The sequence below is a fragment of the Flavobacterium sp. SH_e genome (genome assembly GCF_025717045.1).
In the GTDB taxonomy this organism is placed as follows: domain Bacteria; phylum Bacteroidota; class Bacteroidia; order Flavobacteriales; family Flavobacteriaceae; genus Flavobacterium.
The window spans coordinates 1,311,799-1,335,184 of the sequence record NZ_JAOVZN010000006.1; the positions used below are offsets into that span (position 1 = coordinate 1,311,799).

Annotated in this window: 24 protein-coding genes; 13 read left to right on the top strand and 11 right to left on the bottom strand. The window is 33.3% G+C overall.

Features of this window, described 5'->3' with window-relative positions:
* Positions 1-66: 66 nt before the first annotated feature.
* From ilvA to OD917_RS16590, 5 genes are all read right to left on the bottom strand, one after another.
* Entirely contained in the window at positions 67-1,311 is a 1,245-nt protein-coding gene (gene ilvA / locus OD917_RS16570) for a threonine ammonia-lyase IlvA (protein WP_263524502.1), read from the bottom strand.
* Positions 1,312-1,583: 272 nt separating this feature from the next.
* Entirely contained in the window at positions 1,584-2,120 is a 537-nt protein-coding gene (locus OD917_RS16575) for a DUF4136 domain-containing protein (protein ID WP_263524503.1), read from the bottom strand.
* A 29-nt stretch (positions 2,121-2,149) separates the two neighbouring features.
* Positions 2,150-4,126 (bottom strand): urocanate hydratase, encoded by a 1,977-nt coding sequence (locus tag OD917_RS16580; protein WP_263524504.1) that lies wholly within the window; start codon positions 4,124-4,126, stop codon positions 2,150-2,152.
* A gap of 363 nt (positions 4,127-4,489) precedes the next feature.
* A complete protein-coding gene (locus OD917_RS16585; RefSeq protein WP_263524505.1) occupies positions 4,490-5,464 on the bottom strand; it encodes a 2-hydroxyacid dehydrogenase in 975 nt (324 codons plus the stop codon).
* Between the two features lie 11 nt (positions 5,465-5,475).
* Entirely contained in the window at positions 5,476-5,655 is a 180-nt protein-coding gene (locus tag OD917_RS16590; protein ID WP_095928730.1) for a DUF5522 domain-containing protein, read from the bottom strand.
* Positions 5,656-5,769: 114 nt separating this feature from the next.
* On the opposite strand from OD917_RS16590, the gene OD917_RS16595 reads away from it, so the two are divergent.
* From OD917_RS16595 to hemL, 4 genes are all read left to right on the top strand, one after another.
* Entirely contained in the window at positions 5,770-6,105 is a 336-nt protein-coding gene (locus OD917_RS16595) for a hypothetical protein (RefSeq protein ID WP_263524506.1), read from the top strand.
* Positions 6,102-7,010, top strand: coding sequence for a 1-aminocyclopropane-1-carboxylate deaminase/D-cysteine desulfhydrase (locus tag OD917_RS16600; RefSeq protein WP_263524507.1), 909 nt, complete (start codon positions 6,102-6,104; stop codon positions 7,008-7,010). Before OD917_RS16595 ends, OD917_RS16600 begins: the two co-directional genes overlap by 4 nt.
* Entirely contained in the window at positions 7,003-7,902 is a 900-nt protein-coding gene (locus OD917_RS16605) for a glucosaminidase domain-containing protein (RefSeq protein WP_263524508.1), read from the top strand. The genes OD917_RS16600 and OD917_RS16605 overlap by 8 nt, the downstream gene beginning before the upstream one ends.
* 118 nt (positions 7,903-8,020) lie before the next feature.
* A complete protein-coding gene (gene hemL / locus OD917_RS16610) occupies positions 8,021-9,307 on the top strand; it encodes a glutamate-1-semialdehyde 2,1-aminomutase (protein WP_263524509.1) in 1,287 nt (428 codons plus the stop codon).
* Between the two features lie 44 nt (positions 9,308-9,351).
* On the opposite strand, the gene OD917_RS16615 is transcribed toward hemL, so the two are convergent.
* Positions 9,352-10,083, bottom strand: a complete 732-nt coding sequence (locus OD917_RS16615; protein WP_263524510.1) for a hypothetical protein — start codon at positions 10,081-10,083, stop codon at positions 9,352-9,354.
* Between the two features lie 153 nt (positions 10,084-10,236).
* Entirely contained in the window at positions 10,237-10,653 is a 417-nt protein-coding gene (locus OD917_RS16620; RefSeq protein WP_129746276.1) for a hypothetical protein, read from the bottom strand.
* Between the two features lie 194 nt (positions 10,654-10,847).
* Here OD917_RS16620 and OD917_RS16625 point away from each other — a divergent pair, with 194 nt between their 5' ends.
* Positions 10,848-11,849 carry a 2-hydroxyacid dehydrogenase gene (locus OD917_RS16625; protein WP_263524511.1) on the top strand — a complete coding sequence of 334 codons (1,002 nt, stop codon included), beginning with the start codon at positions 10,848-10,850 and terminating at the stop codon, positions 11,847-11,849.
* A gap of 27 nt (positions 11,850-11,876) precedes the next feature.
* Positions 11,877-12,473, top strand: a complete 597-nt coding sequence (locus tag OD917_RS16630; RefSeq protein ID WP_263524512.1) for a hypothetical protein — start codon at positions 11,877-11,879, stop codon at positions 12,471-12,473.
* Positions 12,474-12,507: 34 nt separating this feature from the next.
* On the opposite strand, the gene OD917_RS16635 is transcribed toward OD917_RS16630, so the two are convergent.
* The 3 genes from OD917_RS16635 to lysS form a co-directional block, all read right to left on the bottom strand.
* Complete coding sequence (locus OD917_RS16635) at positions 12,508-12,831, bottom strand: type II toxin-antitoxin system RelE/ParE family toxin (protein ID WP_263524513.1); 324 nt, start codon at positions 12,829-12,831, stop codon at positions 12,508-12,510.
* Positions 12,816-13,049 (bottom strand): hypothetical protein, encoded by a 234-nt coding sequence (locus OD917_RS16640; protein WP_263524514.1) that lies wholly within the window; start codon positions 13,047-13,049, stop codon positions 12,816-12,818. The genes OD917_RS16635 and OD917_RS16640 overlap by 16 nt, the downstream gene beginning before the upstream one ends.
* Positions 13,050-13,148: 99 nt before the next feature.
* Positions 13,149-14,852, bottom strand: a complete 1,704-nt coding sequence (gene lysS, locus OD917_RS16645; RefSeq protein WP_263524515.1) for a lysine--tRNA ligase — start codon at positions 14,850-14,852, stop codon at positions 13,149-13,151.
* A gap of 282 nt (positions 14,853-15,134) precedes the next feature.
* Here lysS and OD917_RS16650 point away from each other — a divergent pair, with 282 nt between their 5' ends.
* From OD917_RS16650 to OD917_RS16665, 4 genes are all read left to right on the top strand, one after another.
* Positions 15,135-15,860 (top strand): hypothetical protein, encoded by a 726-nt coding sequence (locus OD917_RS16650; protein ID WP_263524516.1) that lies wholly within the window; start codon positions 15,135-15,137, stop codon positions 15,858-15,860.
* Positions 15,861-15,956: 96 nt separating this feature from the next.
* Entirely contained in the window at positions 15,957-16,706 is a 750-nt protein-coding gene (locus tag OD917_RS16655) for a hypothetical protein (protein ID WP_263524517.1), read from the top strand.
* 5 nt (positions 16,707-16,711) lie between these two features.
* Entirely contained in the window at positions 16,712-17,410 is a 699-nt protein-coding gene (gene lipB / locus OD917_RS16660) for a lipoyl(octanoyl) transferase LipB (protein WP_263524518.1), read from the top strand.
* A gap of 300 nt (positions 17,411-17,710) precedes the next feature.
* A complete protein-coding gene (locus tag OD917_RS16665; RefSeq protein ID WP_263524519.1) occupies positions 17,711-18,562 on the top strand; it encodes a nuclear transport factor 2 family protein in 852 nt (283 codons plus the stop codon).
* 42 nt (positions 18,563-18,604) lie between these two features.
* On the opposite strand, the gene OD917_RS16670 is transcribed toward OD917_RS16665, so the two are convergent.
* Positions 18,605-19,267, bottom strand: a complete 663-nt coding sequence (locus tag OD917_RS16670; RefSeq protein WP_263524520.1) for a ribonuclease HII — start codon at positions 19,265-19,267, stop codon at positions 18,605-18,607.
* 168 nt (positions 19,268-19,435) lie between these two features.
* Between OD917_RS16670 and OD917_RS16675 the strand changes: the two genes are divergently transcribed.
* The 3 genes from OD917_RS16675 to OD917_RS16685 all read left to right on the top strand — a co-directional run bounded on the left by OD917_RS16675 (position 19,436) and on the right by OD917_RS16685 (position 23,386).
* Positions 19,436-21,421 (top strand): putative porin, encoded by a 1,986-nt coding sequence (locus OD917_RS16675; protein ID WP_263524521.1) that lies wholly within the window; start codon positions 19,436-19,438, stop codon positions 21,419-21,421.
* 40 nt (positions 21,422-21,461) lie between these two features.
* Complete coding sequence (locus OD917_RS16680; protein WP_263524522.1) at positions 21,462-22,823, top strand: pyridoxal-phosphate dependent enzyme; 1,362 nt, start codon at positions 21,462-21,464, stop codon at positions 22,821-22,823.
* A gap of 80 nt (positions 22,824-22,903) precedes the next feature.
* Positions 22,904-23,386: a 3'-5' exonuclease gene (locus tag OD917_RS16685; RefSeq protein WP_263524523.1), complete on the top strand. Its 483-nt coding sequence runs from the start codon at positions 22,904-22,906 to the stop codon at positions 23,384-23,386.

A 23,386-nucleotide genomic window follows, 5' to 3' on the forward strand; every position in this document is an offset into this window, starting at 1 on the left:
ATTCAATTAGTAATTTGTATTGAATTTGAAAAGGCTGTCATCCCATCTGACAGCCTTTGTTTTTTATTATCCAATCAATTGCGTAAACAAATCTTGATTGTCATTCAGGTATTGAAACTCAAAACCATTTTCGGTCATTTTTAATTTGATTGGCATAATATCATTTTTGTTTTTCAATTCTAAACCAACCACAACAGAACCTACTTCACGGCTGTTTTTCTTAGCAAACTGGAAATAAGTGATATCATCGTCTGGACCTAAAATATTATTGACAAATTCTTTTAATGCTCCCGGACGTTGCGGAAACTGAATCATAAAATAATGCATTAAACCTTCGTAAAGCAAAGAGCGTTCTTTTATTTCGGCAGTTCTTTCAATGTCGTTGTTACTTCCGCTTACAATGCAGACAACATTTTTGCCTTTAATTTTATCTTTATAAAAATCAAGAGCCGCAATAGTCAAAGCACCGGCAGGTTCTACAACCATTGCTTCTTCATTGTATAATCTTAAAATTGTGGTGCAGACTTTTCCTTCTGGAACCAGAATAATATCTTCAAGATTGTATCGGCAGATTTCAAAAGTCTTGTCGCCAACTTGTTTTACTGCTGCGCCGTCTACAAATTTGTCAATTGTTTTTAGCGGTGTGTTTTTATTTTCTTCAATTGAAGTTTTCATCGAAGGAGCGCCTTTCGGCTCAACGCCAATGATTTTTGTATGCGGACTTAAATGCTTAAAAACCTCAGACAATCCAGAAGCGAGTCCACCGCCGCCAATTGGTACAAAAACATAATCAATAGGTTCTTTAAAACTTTCTAAGATTTCCAATCCAACAGTTCCTTGTCCAGCGATTACTTTTTCGTCGTCAAAAGGATGAATAAATGTTTTATGATTTTTGATAGCATCTGCTGTTGCTGAAGCATAAGCATCATCAAAAGTATCTCCAGTTAAAACAATTTCAACAAATGATTTTCCGAATAGTTGAACTTGTTTTACCTTTTGTTTTGGAGTTGTTTTTGGCATGTAAATTTTACCATGAATCTTTAAAAGATTGCAGGAATAGGCAACACCTTGAGCGTGATTTCCTGCACTGGCGCATACAGTTCCGTTTGCTTTTTCTTTTTCATTTAAAGAAGAAATCTTATTATAAGCGCCTCTAATTTTATAGGAACGAACAATTTGCAAATCTTCTCTTTTTAGTAAAATAGTAGATTCAAATTCGTCTGAAAGGTTCAAATTTTGCGTTAAAGGCGTTGCAGCAACTACATTTTCAAGATGCTTTTGGGCATTAAGTACTTCTTCAAATAAACTCATGATGTTTTGTTTTTATTTTTTTGCCACAGATTAAAAGGGATTATAATGATTTTTAATCTGTGTGAATCTGTGAAATCTGTGGCAAAAAATATTCGTCTTAAACTTTTTTAAAATAAAAAACCTCCCAATTGGGAGGTTTCTATAAATTATATTTTACAAACTTATATAACACCTCGCCATTACTGCTGAATTGCAATAATGCTAATAATAGCGATAATAATGTTGTTAAAGTTTGTCATTTTCTTTATTGATTGAAAGGCAAATGTAAAGAATTATTTTTTTACTGGCGGATATTGAGCTAAAATTTTAGCAACGAATTCAGCAATTTTTTCATCTTTTTTATCGATGTTTCTTGTCAGAGTTCCAACTCCTTCACCTTGCCAAATCATTTCTTTCTTTTTAGCATCGATTAAATCAATGTACAAAGTGCCTTCAGTAGAAGTAGAAACTGTAGTTTGGCCTCCGTACATCATATAAGGATTCCAACCCCAGCCCCAGCCATAACCCCAGCCAGCACTAAATTGGTTTACATCTACTTGCTCTCTTGATTTTGTAAAAATGTTTACCAGCAAGTCAGGATTTTCGCTTTTGGTAAAACCTTTAGCTAGCATTTGATCATCAATAGCACGTAAAATTCTTCTTTTATCTAAATCTGATATTTCAACCTTGTCAATTCCGGGCTTAAAATAGGCATACGTTTTATAAGGCGTAAAATCGACAGTTTTGTCATAATCAGAATAAACGGTCACGGTACTGCAAGAAGTAACTATCAGCAGTAGCAAAAACGGAATTAACTTAAGTGTTTTCATATTTCTAAGAATTAATGTTCTCAATTTAATTAAAGCAAACTTTCGTCAACTAAATTAGGCAAAGTTACTTTCAATAATGGCTCAACTTCCATGGCTCTTTTTATAGCAAAAACAGCACCTTCATTTCTTGCCCAGCTTCTTCTTGAAATTCCATTGTTAACATCCCAGAAAAGCATTGACGCTAAACGCTTTGAAGCCTCTGTAGAACCATCAAGAACCATACCAAATCCGCCGTTTATAACCTCTCCCCAGCCAACTCCGCCGCCATTATGTATTGATACCCAGGTTGCTCCTCTAAAGCTGTCTCCAATCACATTATGAATTGCCATATCGGCTGTAAAACGAGAACCATCATAAATATTTGAAGTTTCTCTGTAAGGAGAATCCGTTCCAGAAACGTCGTGGTGATCGCGTCCTAAAACCACAGCGCCAATTTCTCCTTTGGCAATCGATTGATTAAAGGCTTCTGCAATTTTGATTCTTCCTTCAGCATCGGCATATAGAATTCGAGCTTGTGAACCTACAACTAGTTTGTTTTCCTGTGCGCCTTTAATCCATTTGATGTTATCCTGCATTTGCTGCTGAATTTCATCTGGCGCAGTTTCAGCCATTTTTTCTAAAACTTCACAAGCAATAGCATCAGTTTTTAATAAATCTTCAGGTTTTCCAGAAGTACAAACCCAACGGAAAGGACCAAATCCGTAATCGAAACACATTGGACCCATAATATCCTGAACATAACTTGGATATTTAAAATCAATATTATTTTCAGCCATAACATCAGCTCCCGCACGTGAAGCTTCTAATAAAAAGGCATTTCCATAATCAAAAAAGTAAGTTCCTTTTGCAGTGTGTTTATTGATTGCAGCTGCATGACGACGTAAGGTTTCTTGAACTTTTTCTTTGAATAATTCCGGATTATTAGCCATCAAATCATTTGCTTCTTCAAATGAAATTCCGACTGGATAATAACCTCCAGCCCACGGATTATGAAGTGAAGTCTGATCTGAACCCAAATCAATTTTAATATTTTCCTGATCAAAACGTTCCCAAACATCCACAACATTCCCTAAGTATGCAATAGAAACAGTTTCTTTGTTGGCTTTCGCCAAAGCAACTCTGGCAACCAATTCGTCTGTAGAAGTTACTACTTCATTAATCCAACCTTGCTCATGACGGATTTTAGTAATCTTCGGATTTACCTCAGCACAAACTGTAATGCAGCCTGCAATATTTCCTGCTTTTGGCTGAGCGCCAGACATTCCGCCAAGACCAGAAGTTACAAATAAACTTCCTTCTGGATTTTGTTTTATTTTTCTAAAACCGTTTAAAACTGTAATCGTAGTTCCGTGTACAATTCCCTGCGGTCCAATATACATATAACTTCCCGCTGTCATTTGTCCGTATTGAGAAACTCCTAAAGCGTTCATTTTTTCCCAATCGTCCGGTTTAGAATAATTCGGGATTACCATTCCGTTTGTTACCACAACTCTTGGCGCTTCTTTATGAGAAGGAAACAATCCCATTGGGTGACCAGAATACATTGTTAAAGTCTGCTCATCTGTCATTTCAGACAAATATTGCATCGTCAATAAATATTGAGCCCAGTTTTGGAAAACAGCTCCGTTTCCGCCATAAGTAATCAATTCGTGCGGATGTTGTGCCACTGCATAATCCAGATTGTTCTGAATCATGTGCATAATTGCTTTTGCCTGCAACGATTTCCCTGGGTATTCATTAATTGGTCTTGCGTACATTCTATAATCTGGACGAAGACGATACATATAAATACGACCGTAAGTTTCTAATTCTTGTGAAAATTCAGGAATTAACTCAGCGTGATGTTTTGGATCGAAATAGCGTAGAGCATTTTTCAATGCCAGTTTTTTTTCTTCTGCCGAAAGAATTTCTTTTCGTTTCGGAGCATGATTAATCGCTGGATCGTATGCTTGTTTTGGAGGTAATATATTTGGTATTCCTTGTTGTATTTGTTCTTTAAAAGTCATTTTTTTTAGAGATGCTAAGGTGCTGTCCCCGATAGCTATCAGGACTAAGATGCTAAGGTATTGCGGTTAGATTAACAGCAGATTAATTTTTTGTTTTTTTGATTATGTCGCCCTCGCGATGCCTAAATGGCACGATGGGAATTTATTCAAATGTCTAATTCTCAAATTGTCACATTTTCTAATTTAAAAAAACTAAGGATAACGGATATCCGCTCGATGATACGATTTATAGATCGTAATCCTAAATTTTCGTGAATGGATATCCATATATAAATTTTAGATTGTTGATTTTAGATTTTAGATTGGAATTTAAAAATTTGAGATTTCCTCAATTATTTAATTTTCAAATTTCCCATTATCTCATTAAGAGTACACTTCTTCGTTAACACAAAAAGGCATTTTTTTATTTTCAAAAAGTGCGATTATATTTTGTGCGGCGCAAACTGCCATTCCGTTTCTGGCTTCATAAGTTGCTGAACCAATATGCGGTAAAATACAACAATTTGGAAGAGACAATAACGGATTATCAAACTTCATAGGTTCTGGATTTGTAACATCAAGTCCGGCTCCCCAAATTATATTGTTGGTTAAAGCATCAAATAAGTCATTTTCATTTTGAAATTTTCCTCTTGCTGTATTGATGAAAATGGAATTCGGTTTCATTTTGGCAAAAGCATTTTTATTGAAAATTTCATTGTTTTCTGCACTGTAATTAGCATGAATGCTTAAAACATCACTTTCTGCAAGTAAGGTTTCAAAATCTACATATTTTGCATCTAATTCTTTTTCTGCATCTTCTTTTCGAGAACGATTATGGTAAATAATTTTCATTCCGAATGCGGCTTTGCATTTTTTTGCCATTTCAATACCAATTCTTCCCAAACCAAAAATTCCTAAAGTTTTACCGTAAAGTTCTTGACCTAAATTGGCTAAAGGATCAAAACTTCCCCAATCATTATTTAGAATTCTCTTATGATTGAAAAATGATTTTCTCGCAACGCTCTGCATCAATAAAAAAGCAACATCTGATGTAGCTCTACTTAAAACATCGGGCGTATTTCCAACAGGAATTTTTCTGCTGTTAGCTGATGGAATAGTAACGGAATCAAATCCGACGGAAAATAAAGCGATACCTTTTAAATTAGGGCATTGCTGAAAAAAATCTTCGTCTAAATTATTGGTTCCAACACTCAAAAGTGCGTCATGTTCTTGGCAGATTTTTATAAACTCTTCTCTTGACAATAGATTCTCTGTTGGATTTATTGTAAAGCTAATGCCTTTATCTTGAAGCAATTTAATGCCAGCTTCAGGTATATTTTTATTTATAAAAACCTTCATCTTGTGGTATTCTAATTTTTATTTATTCTTCCTGTTTTTTTATCATATCCGTACGGACAGTGGCGACAACCGCTTTTGCAACAATAACCACGTTTTAAATGATGTTTTTCAGTAAAGCATTTGTAACCTTCGGGCGTATAGTAAAAATCTTCGCCTTCGATTAATTTATTTTCATTACTTTGCTCTTTCATAAATCTGCTTCGCGCTCTTTTTCGAATAATTAAAATCAAAAATATAAATATTTGATTATGATTTTATTGAAATCGAACAATTTTATAGCTACAAATTTATAAATTTTACAGCCAATGTTTCTGATTGTTGCTAAATATTTAATTCCGAAAGGTTATCGAGGAATGGCTGTATTTCCGTTTGTTTTGGTGAAATATGATTTTGATAAAGCAAATGGAGTTTTTGTCAATCATGAAAAAATACATTTGAGACAACAGTTGGAAATGCTGATTCTGCCATTTTTTATTTGGTATATTTTTGAGTTTTTAATTCGGTTAATTCAATACAAAAACAAAGATTTAGCCTATAGAAATATTAGTTTTGAAAGAGAAGCTTATACAAACGAAACCAATTTGAGTTATCTCAAAAAAAGATCATTTTTTCAGTTTCTGAATTATATCAAATTAAAATGAATCCAGTTTTCAATCAATCCATAAATATTCAGTTTCCGAATGATATTTCGTTGACAATAAAGCGTGAAGATTTAATTCATCCGTTTGTTTCGGGAAATAAATTCAGAAAACTGAAATACAATTTACTTAAGGCGAAAGCTGAAAATAAAGACATTTTATTGACTTTCGGAGGAGCATTCTCCAATCATATTGCGGCAGTAGCTTATGCTGGAAAAGAACAAGGTTTTAAAACTATCGGCATTATTCGCGGAGACGAACTTTCCGATAGAATTGAAGAAAATCCAACGCTTAAATTTGCGCAGCAAAACGGAATGCAATTTGAGTTTGTTTCCAGAGAAGAGTATCGATTAAAAAGCGAAACATCTTTTATTGAGAAAATGAAAGACAAGTTCGGCGATTTTTATTTAGTTCCAGAAGGCGGAACAAACGAACTGGCTGTAAAAGGTTGTGAGGAGATTTTAAAAGAAGAAGATTCGGTTTTTAATTACGTTTGTTGTGCAGTTGGAACAGGCGGTACAATTTCGGGATTAATCAATAGTGCGTTGCCAAATCAGAAGATTTTGGGCTTTCCAGCGTTAAAAGGTGACTTTTTAAACGATGAAATTCGTATTTTTGCAAAAAAAGATAACTGGAATTTAATTTCTGACTATCATTTTGGAGGTTATGGCAAGATAAATTTAGAATTAATTGAATTTGTTAATGCTTTTTTTGAAAAGACAAAAGTGCCTTTAGATCCAATTTATACAGGAAAGATGGTTTTTGGCGTTATAGATTTAATTAGCAAAAATTATTTTCCTGCACATTCAAAAATTTTACTCATTCACACTGGCGGATTGCAGGGAATTGACGGAATGAATATAAAGTTGAAGCAGAAAAAATTACCAATACTCAAAACCAATGATTAAAAAAATTGTATTACTTCTCGTAATATTAGCTTTAGCAAGTTGCTCTTCTAGTAAGCCTGCCATCGCGACGACTAAAAAAGCGGCAGCAGTTCAAGCCAGGACTGCATCAGCAAAAAGAAATACTCCAGCCAAGCCAATAGGAAAAAATTATCCTTCTACAAATAACACAACTGAGGTTATTCAATCTACTTCCAAAACAGTTGTTACCAGCGATTTAATCAATAATTATGTATTGCAGTACAAAGAAATTGCAATGGGAAACATGAAAACTTACGGAATTCCAGCGAGTATTATTTTGGCTCAGGGAATTTTAGAATCTGGTGCAGGAAGAGGAGATTTAGCTGTAGATGCTAATAATCATTTTGGAATAAAATGTCATAATGATTGGTTGGGAGAAAGTGTTCGCCACGACGATGACTCGGCTCAGGAATGTTTTAGAAAATATCCTCAAGCATCAGAATCGTATAGAGATCACGCTTTATTTTTGGTTGGAAAAAAACGATACGCTAGCTTATTTACTTACGAAAAAGACGATTACAAAGCTTGGGCAAAAGGACTTAGAGCTTGCGGATACGCAACAGATCCAAAATATCCTGATAAATTGATCAGTTATATTGAAAGATACAATCTGCATCAATACGATTGTCAGGTTACAGGAAGAAATTATGTGCCAATAAATACTTCGGCTCCACCAAAAAAATCATCTTATGATGTCGCTTCTGATCCAAAGATCAATATGGATCAATACGATCCGAATACGTATGAGGTTCAAAAAGGAGATACGCTTTATTCGATTTCAAAGAAATTCAATTTATTGGTTGAAGATTTAAAAAAGAAAAATAATCTAACTGATAATGCGATTTCGATCGGGCAGAGGTTGAAAGTGAAATAAGTTTTCAGTCGCAGTCTCTCCCGATAGCTATTGGGATCAGTTTTGAAAATCAAACTAAAATTCAAAATAAGTTTTCAGTTTTAATCTAAAATCTGAATTCTAAAATCTAAAATAAAAAATGTTATATAAAAGAAGTAGTCAGCTTTTTGCTGAAGCAGAAAAAGTAATTCCGGGAGGAGTAAATTCACCAGTAAGAGCGTTTAAAGCGGTTGGCGGAACTCCGATTTTTGTAAAAAGTGCTAAAGGCGCTTATTTATATGATGAAGACGGAAATAAATTAATTGATTATATCAACTCGTGGGGGCCAATGGTTTTAGGTCACGCATATCAGCCAGTTGTTGATGCTGTAATCGAAAAAGCAAAATTGGGTACTTCATTTGGAATGCCAACAGAATTGGAAACTGAAATTGCAGCTTTGGCTGTTTCTATGGTTCCAAATATTGATAAAATACGTTTTGTAAATTCTGGTACAGAAGCTTGTATGAGCGCAATCCGTCTGGCTCGCGGATTTACAAAAAGAGATAAAATTGTAAAATTTGCAGGTTGTTACCACGGACATTCAGATTCATTTTTGATTCAGGCGGGAAGCGGAGCTGTAACTTTTGGATCTCCAAATAGTCCAGGTGTTACAGAAGGAACAGCAAAAGATACTTTGTTGGCAAAATACAATGATTTAGAAAATGTAAAAACATTGGTTGAAGCTAATAAAGGAGAAATTGCTGCGATTATTATCGAAGCAGTTGCTGGAAATATGGGATGTATTCCACCGGCAAAAGGATTCTTGCAAGGTTTAAGAGATTTGTGTACAGCAAACGGAATCTTATTGATTTTTGATGAGGTAATGACAGGTTTCCGTTTAGCTCGCGGTGGGGTTCAAGAATTGTACGGGATTGATGCTGATATCGTAACTTTCGGAAAAGTTATCGGTGGTGGACTTCCAGTTGGAGCTTTTGCAGCGAGAGAAGAAATCATGAATTATTTAGCGCCTCTAGGACCAGTTTATCAAGCAGGGACATTATCTGGAAATCCATTGGCAATGGCAGCAGGATATGCGATGTTGAAAGCTCTTGATAATGACAGAGAAATTTTTACACGTTTAGAAGAAAAAACAGCTTATTTGGAAGCAGGAATCGATAGAGTTTTAAAAGCTAATAATGTTGTATTTACAATCAATAGAGTAGGTTCTATGATTTCGGTTCACTTTGATGCAAATCCGGTTACCGATTTTCAAACTGCAGCAAAAGGAGATAATGAAACGTTTAAGAAATTCTTCCACGGATTATTGCAAGAAGGTGTCTACATCGCGCCATCTGCATACGAAACGTGGTTTATTACAGATGCATTGACTTATGAAGATTTAGATTTTACAATCAATGCGATTGATAAGGTATCAAAATCATTTTAATAAAAAAGGAGGCTTTAAGCCTCCTTTTCTTTTTTAGAACAAGATTATTTTTTGTCTTTTCTGTATTCTTTCATTTTGTCTTTATGTTCTTTCTGAATCGCAGTCCATTTTTTGTATTGGTCAGCATTCAAAATAGATTTCATTTTGGCATCATAAGCTTTATGATCTTCTTCCATTTGTTTTTTCATGGCTTTTTTCTCAGCTTCTGTTGGTTGCGAAGTAGAATCTTTTCTGCTTTTTTTAAGCATTGCCATTTTTGTGCTTCTGTCAGATAAAAGTTCGCTTACTTGTTTTTGCTGATCTGCATTTAAATTCAAGTCAGTTGTCAATTTTTGCAAATGTGCCTGATCGCGTTCTTGAGGTGTTTTAAAATCACCCTTTCTATGATGTCCTTTGTGTTCTTTCTTTAAAGCTGTCCATTTTGTATACTGATCAGCATTTAAGATAGATTTCATTTTAGCATCATTATCTGCTTTTTCTGCATCTATTTGTTTTTTGAAAGTTGCTTTTTCTTCAGCTGTTGGAGGTGTTTTGCTGTCTTTTCGGCTTTGTCTAAACTTTTCAGCTTTGGCACTTTTTTCTGCGATAAGCTGTTTTACCTGCTCTTGCTGTTTTTTATCTAAACTCAAATCAGAAGTTAGTTTTTGTAAATACTTTTCGTTACGCTGTTCTGGAGTTAATTTTTCTCGTTGATCGCGTGTCGGTTTCTGATTGATGTCCTGTGCAAAACTTACTATTCCAACAAATAATAAAGCTGCAATAAATAATTTTTTCATAATTCGTCTTATAAAAGGTTTATAGCAATTAGACTTCATCAGAATTATTAAGTTTAATGCTATTTTGAGGTTTATCTTTTATTTAACAGAAACTATTAAGGAAAGTTTAAAGAATGTCTAGAAACAAAAAAGAGGCTTTTAGGCCTCTTTAATTTAGTTTTTATCTTTTCTGTATTCTTTCATTTTTTCTCTCGCTTTGTCTTTGTTTTCTTCTTGAATGGTTTTCCATTTTGTGTATTGGTCAGCATTCAAAATCGATTTCATTTTAGCATCGTTTGCATCTTTTTCAGCCATCATTTCCTTTTTAAAAGCTTCTCTTTCGGCAGCAGTTGGTTTTGTACCGCTTTCTTTTTGCTCTTGACGCGCATCTCTTAGTTTTTCAGCTTTGGCGCTTCGGTCTGCTAAAAGCTGTTTCACCTGAGCTTGCTGACTAGCATCAAGATTTAACTCTGTTGTCAATTTTTGCAATTGCTTTTCGTTGCGCTGTTCAGGCGTTAGTCTTTCTTTTTTTTCTTGTGCAAAACTTGCTATTCCAACAAATAACAAAGCTGCAATTAATAATTTTTTCATGTTTTAAGTTTTTTTAATTGTTTATAAGGAATTAGACTTTTTTGAATAAAACAGGTTTAATTGAATTTTTAAAAATTATACTTTTTTTAACAAATTGACAAGTAGTTGATTAGCAATTTAGTTAAGTGCTCATTGAAAATAATTTCTTATTTTTAATGGATCAAGAAATTTGAAATGAATTAATTCTCAAAACCATGAATAAAATCGCCTTTTTCTCAACTCAGCCTTACGATAAAACGTTTTTCAATAAATACAATGAAAATTTTGGTTTTCAGTTGGACTTTTTTGAAACGCAATTGAATCCGCAAACTGTAGCCTTAATTGAGGAATGTGAGATTGTTTGTGTTTTTGTAAATGATATTGTAAACGAAACGGTTATCAATCAATTAGCAGAAAAAAGAGTAAAAATAATTGCTCTACGTTGCGCCGGATTTAATAATGTCGATTTGGACGCTGCTAAAAGACACGGGATAAAAGTCTGTCGTGTTCCCGCATATTCTCCTCAAGCAGTTGCCGAACATGCGATGGCGATGATTTTGACTTTAAACAGAAAAACACACAAAGCTTATAACAGAGTTCGTGAGCAAAACTTTTCTCTAAACGGATTATTAGGTTTTGATTTATTTGGAAAAACAATCGGAATTATTGGAACTGGAAATATAGGAAAGGCATTTTCTAAAATAGCATTAGGTTTTGGCTGTAAAGTTTTGGCTTATGATATTGTTGAAAACGAAGAGATGAAAAAGGATGGGGTTTCTTTTGTTGGTTTAGAGGAGATTTTTAAATCAAGTGATATTATTTCGCTTCATTGTCCGCTAAATGAGCAGACAAAACACGTCATCAATACCACTTCAATTTCTTTTATGAAAGACAGCGTGATGATTATCAATACAAGCCGTGGCGGATTAATCGAAACGGCGTCGGTTATTGAAGGTTTAAAAGAAGGAAAAATAGGTTATTTAGGAATTGATGTTTACGAACAAGAAGAAAAACTGTTCTTTAGAGATCTTTCTGCAGACATTATTCAAGATGATGCAATTCAGCGTTTAATGAGTTTTCCAAATGTTTTGGTAACCGCACATCAGGCGTTTTTTACCAATGAAGCTTTGACACAAATTGCTTTGGTGACTTTCAATAATATAAAATCTCTGTTGGAACAAAATGATATTGAAAATAAAGCCGCTTTGCTGGTGTAAATTATAACGAATTTAAAATTTCAGATTATGAAAAATAAAATTTTAATTCTAATTGCTATTCTGGCATTGAGTTCTTGTCAGAATAAAGATAATTCAAAAAATATTGTAAAAACAGTTGTTCAAGATACATTGTCTAAAACACTTGGAGGAACAGCCAATTTGAGTGAAGCTGCTCCAAAAGAAGACAAGGCAATAGAACTAATACGTGAGCAATTGTTGGTTTTATTAAAGAACGATATTCCTGCTATGACAAAAGAGGATCGTTATTTTTATTACGATGCTTTCGACTTAAATAACGATAAGAAAAACGAATATTTAGTTGGTTTTTCAAACCCCTATTTCTGCGGAAGCGGAGGCTGTTCGGGCTATATTTTAAATAATGATGGAAGTGTAATTAATCGTTTCACCGTAACCGATTTTCCAATTTATGTAACTACTTCAGCAACTGAAAAATTTTATGATCTTATATTTGAAAGTGGGGGAAAATTTCATCTTTTAAAAATGAAAGGCGGAAAATATCCGTCTAATCCATCTGTTCAAGAAGTTATAAAAGGTGATGTTCCAAAAGAAAGCACTAAGGTTTTGGATATTCAAGGAGAGAAATTGGAGAAATATTCGTTTTAATCAGATTCTTTTAAATAGAAAGCCCGACAGGTTTTTAAAACCTGTCGGGCTTATTGTTTTTTAGAATTTTTGAAAGGATTTTTGGATTTCGTCTATTATCCCAAAATGCAATAACAATCAATTCACTTGGAGTTATTTTATAAAAGATATTATAATGTCCTAATGTTGAGGTTCTGATGTCTGGAAAGCTGGTTTTAACATAAGTATCAGGATTTTCAACTAAGAATTTAGTTCTTTGTGTTATTTCCGAAACTAATTTTCTTGAATACGTTTTTGATTTGTTTCTTTTATTCCAATAATTCAGTATTTTTCTTCTTTGATTAACTGCAGCATTAGTCCAAATTATTCTGACAGCCATTCAAGATCTTCCTTATCTAAATCTTCTTGAGAAATAACTCTTCCGTATTTTATGTCTTCTTCACTTTCTCTTAGCATATCTAGTTCATATTGTTCAAATTGATAAACATCTTCTGTATCTACATTTTTTAGAAGATTTCTAATTTTCTCCAGCAGACTAACATCTTCAATGTTTTTTAGTTTATCAAATATTTCTAATTTTATTTCTAAAGTGCTCATAATAATGCATTTTAATTAATCAAAGTTATGTAAATAAAACGAAAAACCCGATAAGTTATAAACCTATCGGGCTGTATTTATAATAAAATAGGACAATTATTACCCCATCAATTCCACAAATTTAAACTCGCCGTCAACAACAACTTTAGTTAAACCGTGTTTAGATAAGTTTTTCATAGAAGCATCCCATTTTTTACCGCTTAAGTTAGCTGTAATTTTTAGTTGCGTCAAATCCATTCTATTTTCATTTTTTGTAAGCAAATCAATGATGAATTTTTCTTCGTCAGAAAGTTCGATCTGAGCTTGTTTTTTTTCCGGACGCATTTGCGGGAACAATAAAACTTCTTGAATAGAAGCATTATTAGTTAAATACATAATCAAACGATCCATTCCAATTCCCATTCCAGAAGTAGGAGGCATACCGTACTCAAGCGCTCTTAAGAAATCTTCGTCGATAATTCCGTTTGCTTCATCATCACCTTTTTCAGAAAGGCGCATTTGATCTTCAAAACGCTCTCTTTGGTCAATTGGGTCGTTTAATTCAGAATATGCATTTGCGATTTCTTTACCGCAAACCATTAATTCAAAACGCTCAGTCAAATCTGGATTATCGCGGTGCTCTTTACAAAGCGGAGACATTTCTTTTGGATAATCTGTAATGAAAGTTGGCTGAATATAATTTCCTTCACATTTTGCTCCGAAAATCTCATCGATCAATTTTCCTTTACCCATTGTTTCGTCAACCTCGATTCCCATTCCTCTTGCAGCTTCAAACAATTCTTGCTCTGTTTTTCCAGAAATATCAAAACCTGTAAAATGTTTGATAGAATCGGTCATTGTAACGCGTGCATAAGGCGCTTTAAAGTTGATTTTGTGCTCGCCAAAAGTAACTTCGCTTGTACCATTTACAGCAATTGCACAGTGCTCCAATAAGCCTTCAGCAAAATCCATCATCCAGTTGTAGTCTTTGTAAGCTACATATATTTCCATTGCAGTAAATTCAGGATTGTGCGTTCTGTCCATTCCTTCGTTACGGAAGTTTCTAGAGAACTCATAAACACCTTCAAATCCACCAACAATTAATCTTTTTAAGTATAACTCATTCGCAATACGCATGTAAAGCGGAATATCAAGTGAGTTATGGTGCGTAATAAATGGTCTAGCTGAAGCTCCACCAGGAATTGATTGTAAAACCGGAGTATCTACTTCAAGATATCCTGCATTGTTAAAATACTCTCTCATTGCAGTGAACAATTTAGTTCTCTTAAGGAAAGTTTCTTTAACCTGAGGATTAACCGTTAAATCTACATAGCGCATTCTATAACGTAATTCAGCGTCATTGAAAGCATCGTGCACTTTTCCGTCTTCGTCAACTTTTGGTAAAGGCAACGGACGTAATGTTTTACTCAAGAAAGTAAAACCAGTTACACGAATACATTTTGCACCCACTTGTGTAGTAAACAATTCACCTTCAATACCAATAAAATCTCCTAAGTCGGTTAATTTTTTGAATACTTGGTTATATAAAGTTTTATCGTCACCTTCGCACAAAACATCACGATTCACGTACAATTGAATACGGCCTTCGCTGTCTTGTAATTCAGCAAAACAAGCTTTACCTTGATCACGAACACTCATCAAACGTCCTGCAACGATAACCTTCTTACCTTCCTCAAAAGTTTCCTTTATCTGCTTCGAAGTATGATTTACAGGAAAAAGATTAGCTGGATAAGGATTGATTCCCAGATTGCGTAAGTTTTGAAGTTTTTCTCTTCTGATGATTTCTTGTTCTGATAATGCCATTTTTTGTGCTATTTTTTTAAGTGTGCAAAGATAAAGAAAAGAATGCAAATTTTAGAATGCAGTTTTTAGATTTTTTGAAGCATCAATTTATTGGTTTTCAATCACCTTTAGTCCCGCTATCCGCTTGTATCTTTTCCTCCCTAAAGAAGGGAGAAAAAGGATACCGCTTCTATCGGGGCTAGATTAGACTATTTTGTTTTTATTAGACCTTCTATATTGTAAGAAATTAAATTAAAAACAGATTATCTTAGCAACTCAAAACATCAGAACCTTCTTTAAAAAATGAAATATTTATCAAGCTTATTAATTCTAATTTTATTTGCAAGTTGTCAAATTACCGAAACAATCACGATTAATCCAGACGGAAGCGGGAATATCGAAGTCGTCCAGCTTCGAGAAGAAAATAATTATATGCAATTGGCAGGGGAAGAATATGGTAAAGAAAATATTTTTCAGGATACGACTTATGTTTTTAAAGATTATATCGATAAATACAATGAAAACTTCATAAGATATCAGCCAGAAGAACAGCAGCTATTTCAAAAATATGCCAATGTGAAAGCACATTTAAAAAAGAGTTCTTTTGAGAAAGAATACAAAACGGAATTTTTTCTTCATTTCAATAAAGCATCAGAAATTCCAGATTTATTTAAGACAGAAGATTATGCGTCTGACATTCAGCATAATTACGCTTTGACGGCAGAAAATCATTATTTCAGAATCTCATATAATTTTGATGATAAAGTTTTCAAACGCACAGTTTCAATTATAAGCACACGAGAATTTGAAAAGGCAAAAGCAGATTCCGAAAAATTCAAAGAAAAATATGGCTCTTCAAAACTGGCACAATCGTATGTTTTAAAATATCATTTTTCTCGAAACATAAAATCAGTTTCAAACTCAAAATCGGTTATAAGTTCAGATAAAAAATCTTTGACCTTAGAATTTCAGCTTATTGATTGTTTAAAAGATCCAGAAAGCACCAATCTAGAAGTCATTTTAGAATAAAAAGGTTTGTCGGTTTTTTAATAAACTTAGTAACTTAAAATCTCGGAGCCTTAGCGCCTTAAAAAAGTTCGTATATTTGATAAAAAATTGTAAACGATGAAATTATATAAATTACTTAGTTTTTCTTTTCTATTAGCAACATTAACAAGCTGCACTTTTACTGAAAACATTACAATTAATGATAACGGAACTGGAAAGTTCTCTGTCGACATGGATGGTTCTGCATTAATGGAAATGGCTGGTGATCAAATCGCAGGTCAAATGGGAGACGCTAAAAAAGATATTGATACTACTTTTACTTTTAAACAAGTATTTGAAGAGAAAAAAGACAGTATCGCTAAGTTGTCGCCAGAAACACAGAAAGAGCTTAAAAAACTCGAGAATTTCATAGTATCTACAAAAATGAGTTCCGAGAAAAAGCAGTTTCTAATGACAATGGCAACTGATTTTAAAAATGTAAACGAACTTCAAGATATTTTACAAACTTTAAGCACATTCCAAAAATTAGAAGGAGGTGCAGCAGCAAATCCGCTTGGGAGCGGTTTTGGAGATAATGGCAGTAAATTAAGTTATTCTTATGACGGAAAGAAATTTACACGAAAAGCAGTTATCGACCAGCAGAAAAAGGCAGCAAAAGCAAAAGATTCTGCTGGAGATATGTCTAAAATGATGTTTGCTTCATCTAGTTATATCGTAAAATACCATTTTCCAAAAAAAATAAAGAAAGTCTCTAACCCAACGGCTTTATTTAGCGACGATCGCAAATCGATTACAATTCAATACACTTTTACGGATTATATGGAGAATCCTGACAAACTAAACTTTGACGTTGAGTTTGAAAAATAATTAAAATGAATAAAAAAATCCAACTTCAGGATCTGGGAAAAAGAGATTATAAATCGACTTGGGAATATCAAGAAGAAATTTTTAAGGACATTGTCGATTTAAAAATCAAGAACAGAAGAGAAGAACTTGATCTGCCAACACCAAATTATTTATTATTTGTTGAGCATCCGCACGTTTATACTTTAGGAAAAAGTGGCGATCTTGAAAACTTGTTATTAAACGAAAAACAATTAGAAGCCAAAGGAGCGACTTTTTATAAAATCAACCGTGGCGGTGATATTACATATCATGGGCCCGGGCAAATTGTAGGTTATCCGATACTTGATTTAGAAAATTTCTTTACCGATATTCATAAATACTTGCGTTTTTTAGAAGAATCAATTATTCTAACTTTAGCAGAATACGGCTTAGAATCGGGCAGGAGCGAAGGAGAAACTGGAGTTTGGCTTGGCGTTGGAACTCCGTTTGCACGCAAAATCTGTGCAATGGGTGTTCGTGCTTCACGCTGGGTTACCATGCATGGATTTGCCTTAAACGCAAATGTCGATTTAGGATATTTTGACAATATTATTCCTTGCGGTATTCGCGGAAAAGGCGTCACATCATTAAACGTCGAACTTGGCGTAGAAAAAGTAGATGAAGAAGAAGTAAAAGCAAAAATCATCAAACATTTAAAAGAGCTATTTGAAGCTGAATTTGTTTAAATAACCTTCTAAAAATATAAACCGTTTCAAGTTTTTTTGAGACGGTTTTTTTATTTTCTTCCAATAAAATAAGACTATTTCAAGATAAACGAAGTATATTCTTTCTCTAAATGGGATTTCAATATTTAGATAGAAAGCTGTTTTTTTCTAAAATTATATTCAAAAGTTTTAAAAAGTATTTGGCAAAAGTTAAGATTTTGAAAGGATGGCAAATTGCGCAACTTTTGTAATTCCCGCCAGTATTTATGCTAAATTTGAAACATTACTAATAAAGTTTAATCAAATCTAATTTCATTGCTTATGAGAAAAATCTACTTATTATGTTTTCTTTTTATTCTTAATGGTCTTTTTGCTCAAAAGAAAGATAAATTATATCCGATTACGGTTTATGAAAAAGTGTGGCAGGAAAAAAATAGTGATGCCAGATTAAAACTAATTAAATTGATTTGGTTAGAAGACAGTACTTTTGAAGATCCGTCTGCATCTACAAAAGGAATTGTCGCATTTAATAATGTTATTAACGAATTTTACAAAAAGAATCCTGATGCAGTTTTAACCTCGGGAGCCAAAATTGTAAAAGACAATTATGTAACCTGGGAATGGAAAGTTCTTGATTCTAAAAACAATCTTATAATGGCTGGCCGCGATTTTGCACGTTTAAATGGCAAAGGGCAAGTAAGTAAAATTATTGGTTTTTGGGATAAAGGAGCATCTCTATCTGAAGCGGATATTTTGAAAAACTTAGAAGCTGATAATTTAAAAGTAGTAGCAAAATATTACGAAAGCCTTTTTAAAACAAGAGATTTTGATGCTTTGGCTACTGTAGTGGCAGATGGCGCAGTTTACAGTCAAGCTACAGGTTTGCCTTACGGAGGTACCTATACAGGTTTTAGCGAATGGACTAAAATGTTCACAAAATCGACAGAGTTTTTTGATTTGCAAATAGAGAAAGAACCAACTTATTTTAGCGATGCTTCTAAAAATGAAGTTATCATTTATTTTACAATAAGCTGCAAAGCTAAAAAATCGGGTAAAACAATGTCAGTTCCAATTTCAGAACATTTCGATTTGAAAGATGGAAAAATTACGGCAGTAAGACCTTTTTATTACGATACAAAACAATTTGCTGAGTTTTTAAAAAGTAAAAAGTAAAAAGTAAATAAAAAACGACCTAATTATTTAGGTCGTTTTTTATTAAAACAAATCGAGTTCTAACTGTTCTGGTAAAAGTCTAAAACTCATTCTATGGTATTTTGTCGTTCCAAATTCTTTGATAGCTTCGCGATGCTCTTTGGTTGGATATCCTTTATTTTGTTTCCAATTATACATCGGAAATTCTTCATGAATTTGATCCATATATTCATCGCGATACGTTTTAGCTAAAATAGATGCTGCGGCAATACTCAAATATTTCCCGTCGCCTTTTATAATACTTTGATTCGGAATCGATTTTAATAACGTGATTTCATCAGACGTAAATTGTTTTCCAAAAGTATTTTTAAGTCCAAGTTTTGCATTTAAAGCGCGATTTCCATCGACAATAATGAATTCTGGAATATGTTTTAACTTCAAAATGCATTCTTGCATTCCTTTCATCGAAGCATTAAGAATATTTATTTCGTCAATTTCATCTGGAAATAAATGAGTAACAGCATAACACAAAGCTTCTTTTTCTATAATAGGTCTTAAAAGAGCTCTTGCTTTTTCTGATAATTGCTTACTGTCATTTAAAATTGCATTTTCAAAATGTTCTGGTAAAATTATAGCAGCGGCAGTAACCGGACCAGCGAGACAGCCTCTGCCAGCTTCGTCAGTTCCAGTTTCTAAAACAAATCCTGAGAAATTTTTTTCGAGCATTTTTTAGGTTTTTAATAACAAATTCGATGAAATTTTCAGCAAAAATATTCGTTTTCGTACTGTCAGCCAAGGCAATTGTATAAAATGAACTGTTTTTTTCTTTATTTGTTTTTATAATTTACCTTTGCTTAGCAAATTTGTCAAAATAAATTTATACAAAGCCATCAAATGAGAATATTCATTTTTCTATATCTATTAGTTGTACCAACTTTATTGTTTTCTCAAGAAAAAAAACCTGCTCCTAAAAGTAATTTAGATATGAATACGGAATATTCTAGTGTTACAGATACCGTAAAGAAGAAAAAACAAAAAATAGCAACAATTGATCAGTATAAAATTGTTACGCTAGAACACGATACGATTTATGTAGATACGTCTCTGACTATTAAAAGTGCTTACAGGCAAAATCATCTAAGAAAAGATCTTTTTGGACTTCAGGAATTTTCTAATATCGGACAACCTTTAAATACATTACAGTATAGTTTGACTAGTTTTTCGCCATATCCAGAAATTGGTTTCAGTGGAAAACATTCTAATTACATGCAAGCAGATCAAATAAGATATTATTCTGCAGCAACACCGTTTACAGAATTGTTTTTTAATACAACAATTAATAAAGGGCAAAATGTAGATTCTTTTATAACATTAAACGTTTCTAAAAACCTTAATTTCTCAATCGCATATAAAGGTTTAAGATCTGAAGGAGACTATAACAATCAATTGGTTAGTGCTGGAAATTTCAGAATGACAGCAAGTTATGCTACAACCAGCCGACGTTATGCCATTAATGCTCATTATACCTACCAAGATATTATGAACGAAGAAAATGGCGGGATTACAAACGATTCAAATTTTGAAAGCGATAATCAGGATTATAAAAACCGACAAAGATTGCAAGTTTATTTAACTGATGCAGAATCGATGTTAAAAGGGAGAAGATTGTTTTTCGATCATGCATTTAGGGTAAATCCAAAAGATGGAAGCAATAATTTATACATAACGCACCAGTTTAATTACGAAAACAAAGGGTACGAATATAAACAGCCAACGATAATTTCTACAGTTACAGATGACGATAACGTAAGTACACGTATACAGCGTTTCGGCGATTCGTATGTAACCAGCAACATGAACGACCATACTAAATATGAACGACTTTATAACAAAGTTGGAGCGGCCTATGAAAATTCGCTTTTAGGGAAGTTTATATTTTTTGTAGACGATTACAGATCAAACTACAAGTATGAGCGAATTATTGTTGATAGTTTAGGAAATGCAGTTCCGGACAATTTGTATTTACAGTTCAATAATTTTGGTGCGCAGTATGAATATCAGAAAAACAAGTGGAATGGTAGATTTTTGTATTCAAGATCAATTACAAATCAGTCGCTTTCAGATTTAGATGCTAAGTTGAGATACGATATGAGCGATAAAATTAAATTTGATTTTAGATATCGCAACATCAACAAACTGCCAAATAATAATTATAATTTGTATCAAAGTAGTTGGATTTCATACAATTGGTCAAACGATTTTAAAAATGAAAAAATTAACTCGCTTAGTGCCGAAATTACAACACCTTGGTTAACAGGACAAGTTCAATATACAGTATTGAAAGATCATCTGTATTTTACAGATGCCGCAAACGATGAGCAAAAGGCAAGCGGTGAGCAAATAGTGAAGCCATTTCAATATGGAAATGTGATTAATTATTTGGAAATAAAAGCTAGCCGTGAATTCAAATTTGGAAAATTTGCATTAGATAATACACTTTTATACCAAAAAGTAGATCAGTCAGATTTAATCTTAAATGTGCCTGATTTTGTGACAAGAAATACATTTTATTATTCAAATCATTTCTTTAAAAAGGCATTATACATGCAAACAGGACTTGTATTTAATTATCTTACCAAATATTATGGGGATGATTATAATCCTGTTATTGCTGAATTTTTTGTACAGCAAGAGAAAAAAACAGGCGGTTTTGCAACATTCGATTTTTTCATAAATGCTAGAATCCGTCAAACTCGCTTTTATTTAAAAGCAGAACATTTTAATGCTTTGTTCTCGCAAAGTAATTATTATGCAGCGCCACACGATCCTTATCGTGATTTTGTCTTGCGTTTTGGTTTAGTTTGGAATTTCTTCCAATAAAAACTTACTAATTAGAACCACATATTAAACTTAAATAAAAATGGACTTTTCAAATAATATTTTAGAAACAATTGGTAACACACCATTGGTAAAGCTCAATAAAATTGTTGCTGAAATTGATGCGTTAGTATTGGCAAAAGTCGAAACCTTTAATCCAGGTAATTCTGTAAAAGACAGAATGGCGGTGAAAATGATTGAAGATGCAGAAGCTGATGGACGTTTAAAACCTGGTGGAACCATTATTGAAGGAACTTCTGGAAACACTGGAATGGGACTTGCACTTGTTGCAATCGTAAAAGGATACAAATTGATTTGTGTTATCTCAGACAAACAGTCAAAAGAAAAAATGGATATTCTTCGTGCTGTGGGCGCGAAAGTTGTAGTTTGTCCTACAGATGTTGAACCAACAGATCCACGTTCCTATTATTCGGTTTCTAGGCGTTTAGCAGAAGAAACACCAAATTCATGGTATGTAAATCAGTATGATAATATGTCAAATTCATTGGCGCATTATGAACAGACTGGGCCTGAAATCTGGAAACAGACAGAAGGGAAAATTACACATTTTGTAGTGGGAGTAGGAACAGGTGGAACTATTTCTGGTGTTGGAAAATATTTGAAAGAGAAAAACCCAAATATCAAAATCTGGGGAATTGATACTTATGGTTCAGTTTTCAAAAAATATCATGAAACAGGAATCTTTGACGAAAACGAAATCTACTCGTACATAACAGAAGGCATTGGAGAAGATATTTTACCAAAAAATGTAGATTTCTCTCTAATTGATGGATTTACAAAAGTTACCGATAAAGATGCGGCTGTTTACACTAGAAAAATTGCTTTGGAAGAAGGTATTTTTGTTGGAAATTCAGCTGGAGCCTGTATTAAAGGTTTGTTGCAATTGAAAGAGCATTTCAAGCCAGATGATGTTGTTGTGGTATTATTTCACGATTCTGGAAGCCGTTATGTAGGTAAAATGTTCAATGATGATTGGATGCGTGAACGCGGATTCTTAGAAGAAAACATAACAAAAGCTGAAGACGTTATTAAAGATCATATTGATAAAGAATTAATCGTTGTTCGTACTGAAGAATTGGTTTCGCATGCAATCGAGCGTATGCGTAAATATAAAATCTCTCAAATTCCAGTTGTAGATATTAATGGCTTTGTAGGTTCTGTTGACGAAACGGATTTATTTAGAAGTTATGTTGCAGATAAAAATGTTGCCGAAAAGCCAATTAAAGAAGTAATGGGAAAACCTTTCCCGATTGTGAAGTTAGGAACTCCAATTGAAGAAGTTTCAAAATTATTTTCAAAAGAAAATGATGCTGTTTTGGTTGATTTAGGAAATGGACATCACCACATTATTACGAAATACGATATTATTGGCTCAATAAAATAAGCGAATTAGAATTAAATTAATCCATAAATCTTATTGTGAGAAACGATTTGATTTATGGATTTGTCTTTTAAAAATATAAAATGAATTTTACAGCAATAGATTTTGAAACGGCAACTGGTTATCATCCATGTTCGGTTGGAATTGTTACAGTTCAAAACGGAATTATCGTTGATGAATTTGTGTCACTAATTAAACCGCCAAATAACGAATACAATCCTTTTACGATTCGTGTTCATGGGATTTATCCCAAAGATACCATCAATGCAAAATCATTCTTTCAAATCTATCCTGAAATTGAAAAGAGATTAAAAAACAGGGTTGTTGTAGCACACAATGAAAGTTTTGACCGAAATGTTTTAATGAAGACAATGCTGTTACACGGCTTAAATTATGATGATTTGAACATTGCTGCAAAATGGGAATGCACTGTTAAAATCTACAAAGGAAAAGGTATAAAACCAACTAAATTAAGTGACTGCTGTCGCGAAATGAATATTCAATTGAATCATCACGAAGCTTTATCAGATGCGAGAGCTTGTGCTAAATTATATATGTTGCGTTAA

Excerpts from the sequence above, each read along its gene's own strand:
- ilvA (WP_263524502.1), bottom strand. The coding sequence starts at position 1,311 with ATGAGTTTATTTGAAGAAGTACTTAATGCCCAAAAGCATCTTGAAAAT.
- OD917_RS16575 (WP_263524503.1), bottom strand. The coding sequence starts at position 2,120 with ATGAAAACACTTAAGTTAATTCCGTTTTTGCTACTGCTGATAGTTACT.
- OD917_RS16580 (WP_263524504.1), bottom strand. The coding sequence starts at position 4,126 with ATGACTTTTAAAGAACAAATACAACAAGGAATACCAAATATATTACCT.
- OD917_RS16585 (WP_263524505.1), bottom strand. The coding sequence starts at position 5,464 with ATGAAGGTTTTTATAAATAAAAATATACCTGAAGCTGGCATTAAATTG.
- OD917_RS16590 (WP_095928730.1), bottom strand. The coding sequence starts at position 5,655 with ATGAAAGAGCAAAGTAATGAAAATAAATTAATCGAAGGCGAAGATTTT.
- OD917_RS16595 (WP_263524506.1), top strand. The coding sequence starts at position 5,770 with ATGTTTCTGATTGTTGCTAAATATTTAATTCCGAAAGGTTATCGAGGA.
- OD917_RS16600 (WP_263524507.1), top strand. The coding sequence starts at position 6,102 with ATGAATCCAGTTTTCAATCAATCCATAAATATTCAGTTTCCGAATGAT.
- OD917_RS16605 (WP_263524508.1), top strand. The coding sequence starts at position 7,003 with ATGATTAAAAAAATTGTATTACTTCTCGTAATATTAGCTTTAGCAAGT.
- hemL (WP_263524509.1), top strand. The coding sequence starts at position 8,021 with ATGTTATATAAAAGAAGTAGTCAGCTTTTTGCTGAAGCAGAAAAAGTA.
- OD917_RS16615 (WP_263524510.1), bottom strand. The coding sequence starts at position 10,083 with ATGAAAAAATTATTTATTGCAGCTTTATTATTTGTTGGAATAGTAAGT.
- OD917_RS16620 (WP_129746276.1), bottom strand. The coding sequence starts at position 10,653 with ATGAAAAAATTATTAATTGCAGCTTTGTTATTTGTTGGAATAGCAAGT.
- OD917_RS16625 (WP_263524511.1), top strand. The coding sequence starts at position 10,848 with ATGAATAAAATCGCCTTTTTCTCAACTCAGCCTTACGATAAAACGTTT.
- OD917_RS16630 (WP_263524512.1), top strand. The coding sequence starts at position 11,877 with ATGAAAAATAAAATTTTAATTCTAATTGCTATTCTGGCATTGAGTTCT.
- OD917_RS16635 (WP_263524513.1), bottom strand. The coding sequence starts at position 12,831 with ATGGCTGTCAGAATAATTTGGACTAATGCTGCAGTTAATCAAAGAAGA.
- OD917_RS16640 (WP_263524514.1), bottom strand. The coding sequence starts at position 13,049 with ATGAGCACTTTAGAAATAAAATTAGAAATATTTGATAAACTAAAAAAC.
- lysS (WP_263524515.1), bottom strand. The coding sequence starts at position 14,852 with ATGGCATTATCAGAACAAGAAATCATCAGAAGAGAAAAACTTCAAAAC.
- OD917_RS16650 (WP_263524516.1), top strand. The coding sequence starts at position 15,135 with ATGAAATATTTATCAAGCTTATTAATTCTAATTTTATTTGCAAGTTGT.
- OD917_RS16655 (WP_263524517.1), top strand. The coding sequence starts at position 15,957 with ATGAAATTATATAAATTACTTAGTTTTTCTTTTCTATTAGCAACATTA.
- lipB (WP_263524518.1), top strand. The coding sequence starts at position 16,712 with ATGAATAAAAAAATCCAACTTCAGGATCTGGGAAAAAGAGATTATAAA.
- OD917_RS16665 (WP_263524519.1), top strand. The coding sequence starts at position 17,711 with ATGAGAAAAATCTACTTATTATGTTTTCTTTTTATTCTTAATGGTCTT.
- OD917_RS16670 (WP_263524520.1), bottom strand. The coding sequence starts at position 19,267 with ATGCTCGAAAAAAATTTCTCAGGATTTGTTTTAGAAACTGGAACTGAC.
- OD917_RS16675 (WP_263524521.1), top strand. The coding sequence starts at position 19,436 with ATGAGAATATTCATTTTTCTATATCTATTAGTTGTACCAACTTTATTG.
- OD917_RS16680 (WP_263524522.1), top strand. The coding sequence starts at position 21,462 with ATGGACTTTTCAAATAATATTTTAGAAACAATTGGTAACACACCATTG.
- OD917_RS16685 (WP_263524523.1), top strand. The coding sequence starts at position 22,904 with ATGAATTTTACAGCAATAGATTTTGAAACGGCAACTGGTTATCATCCA.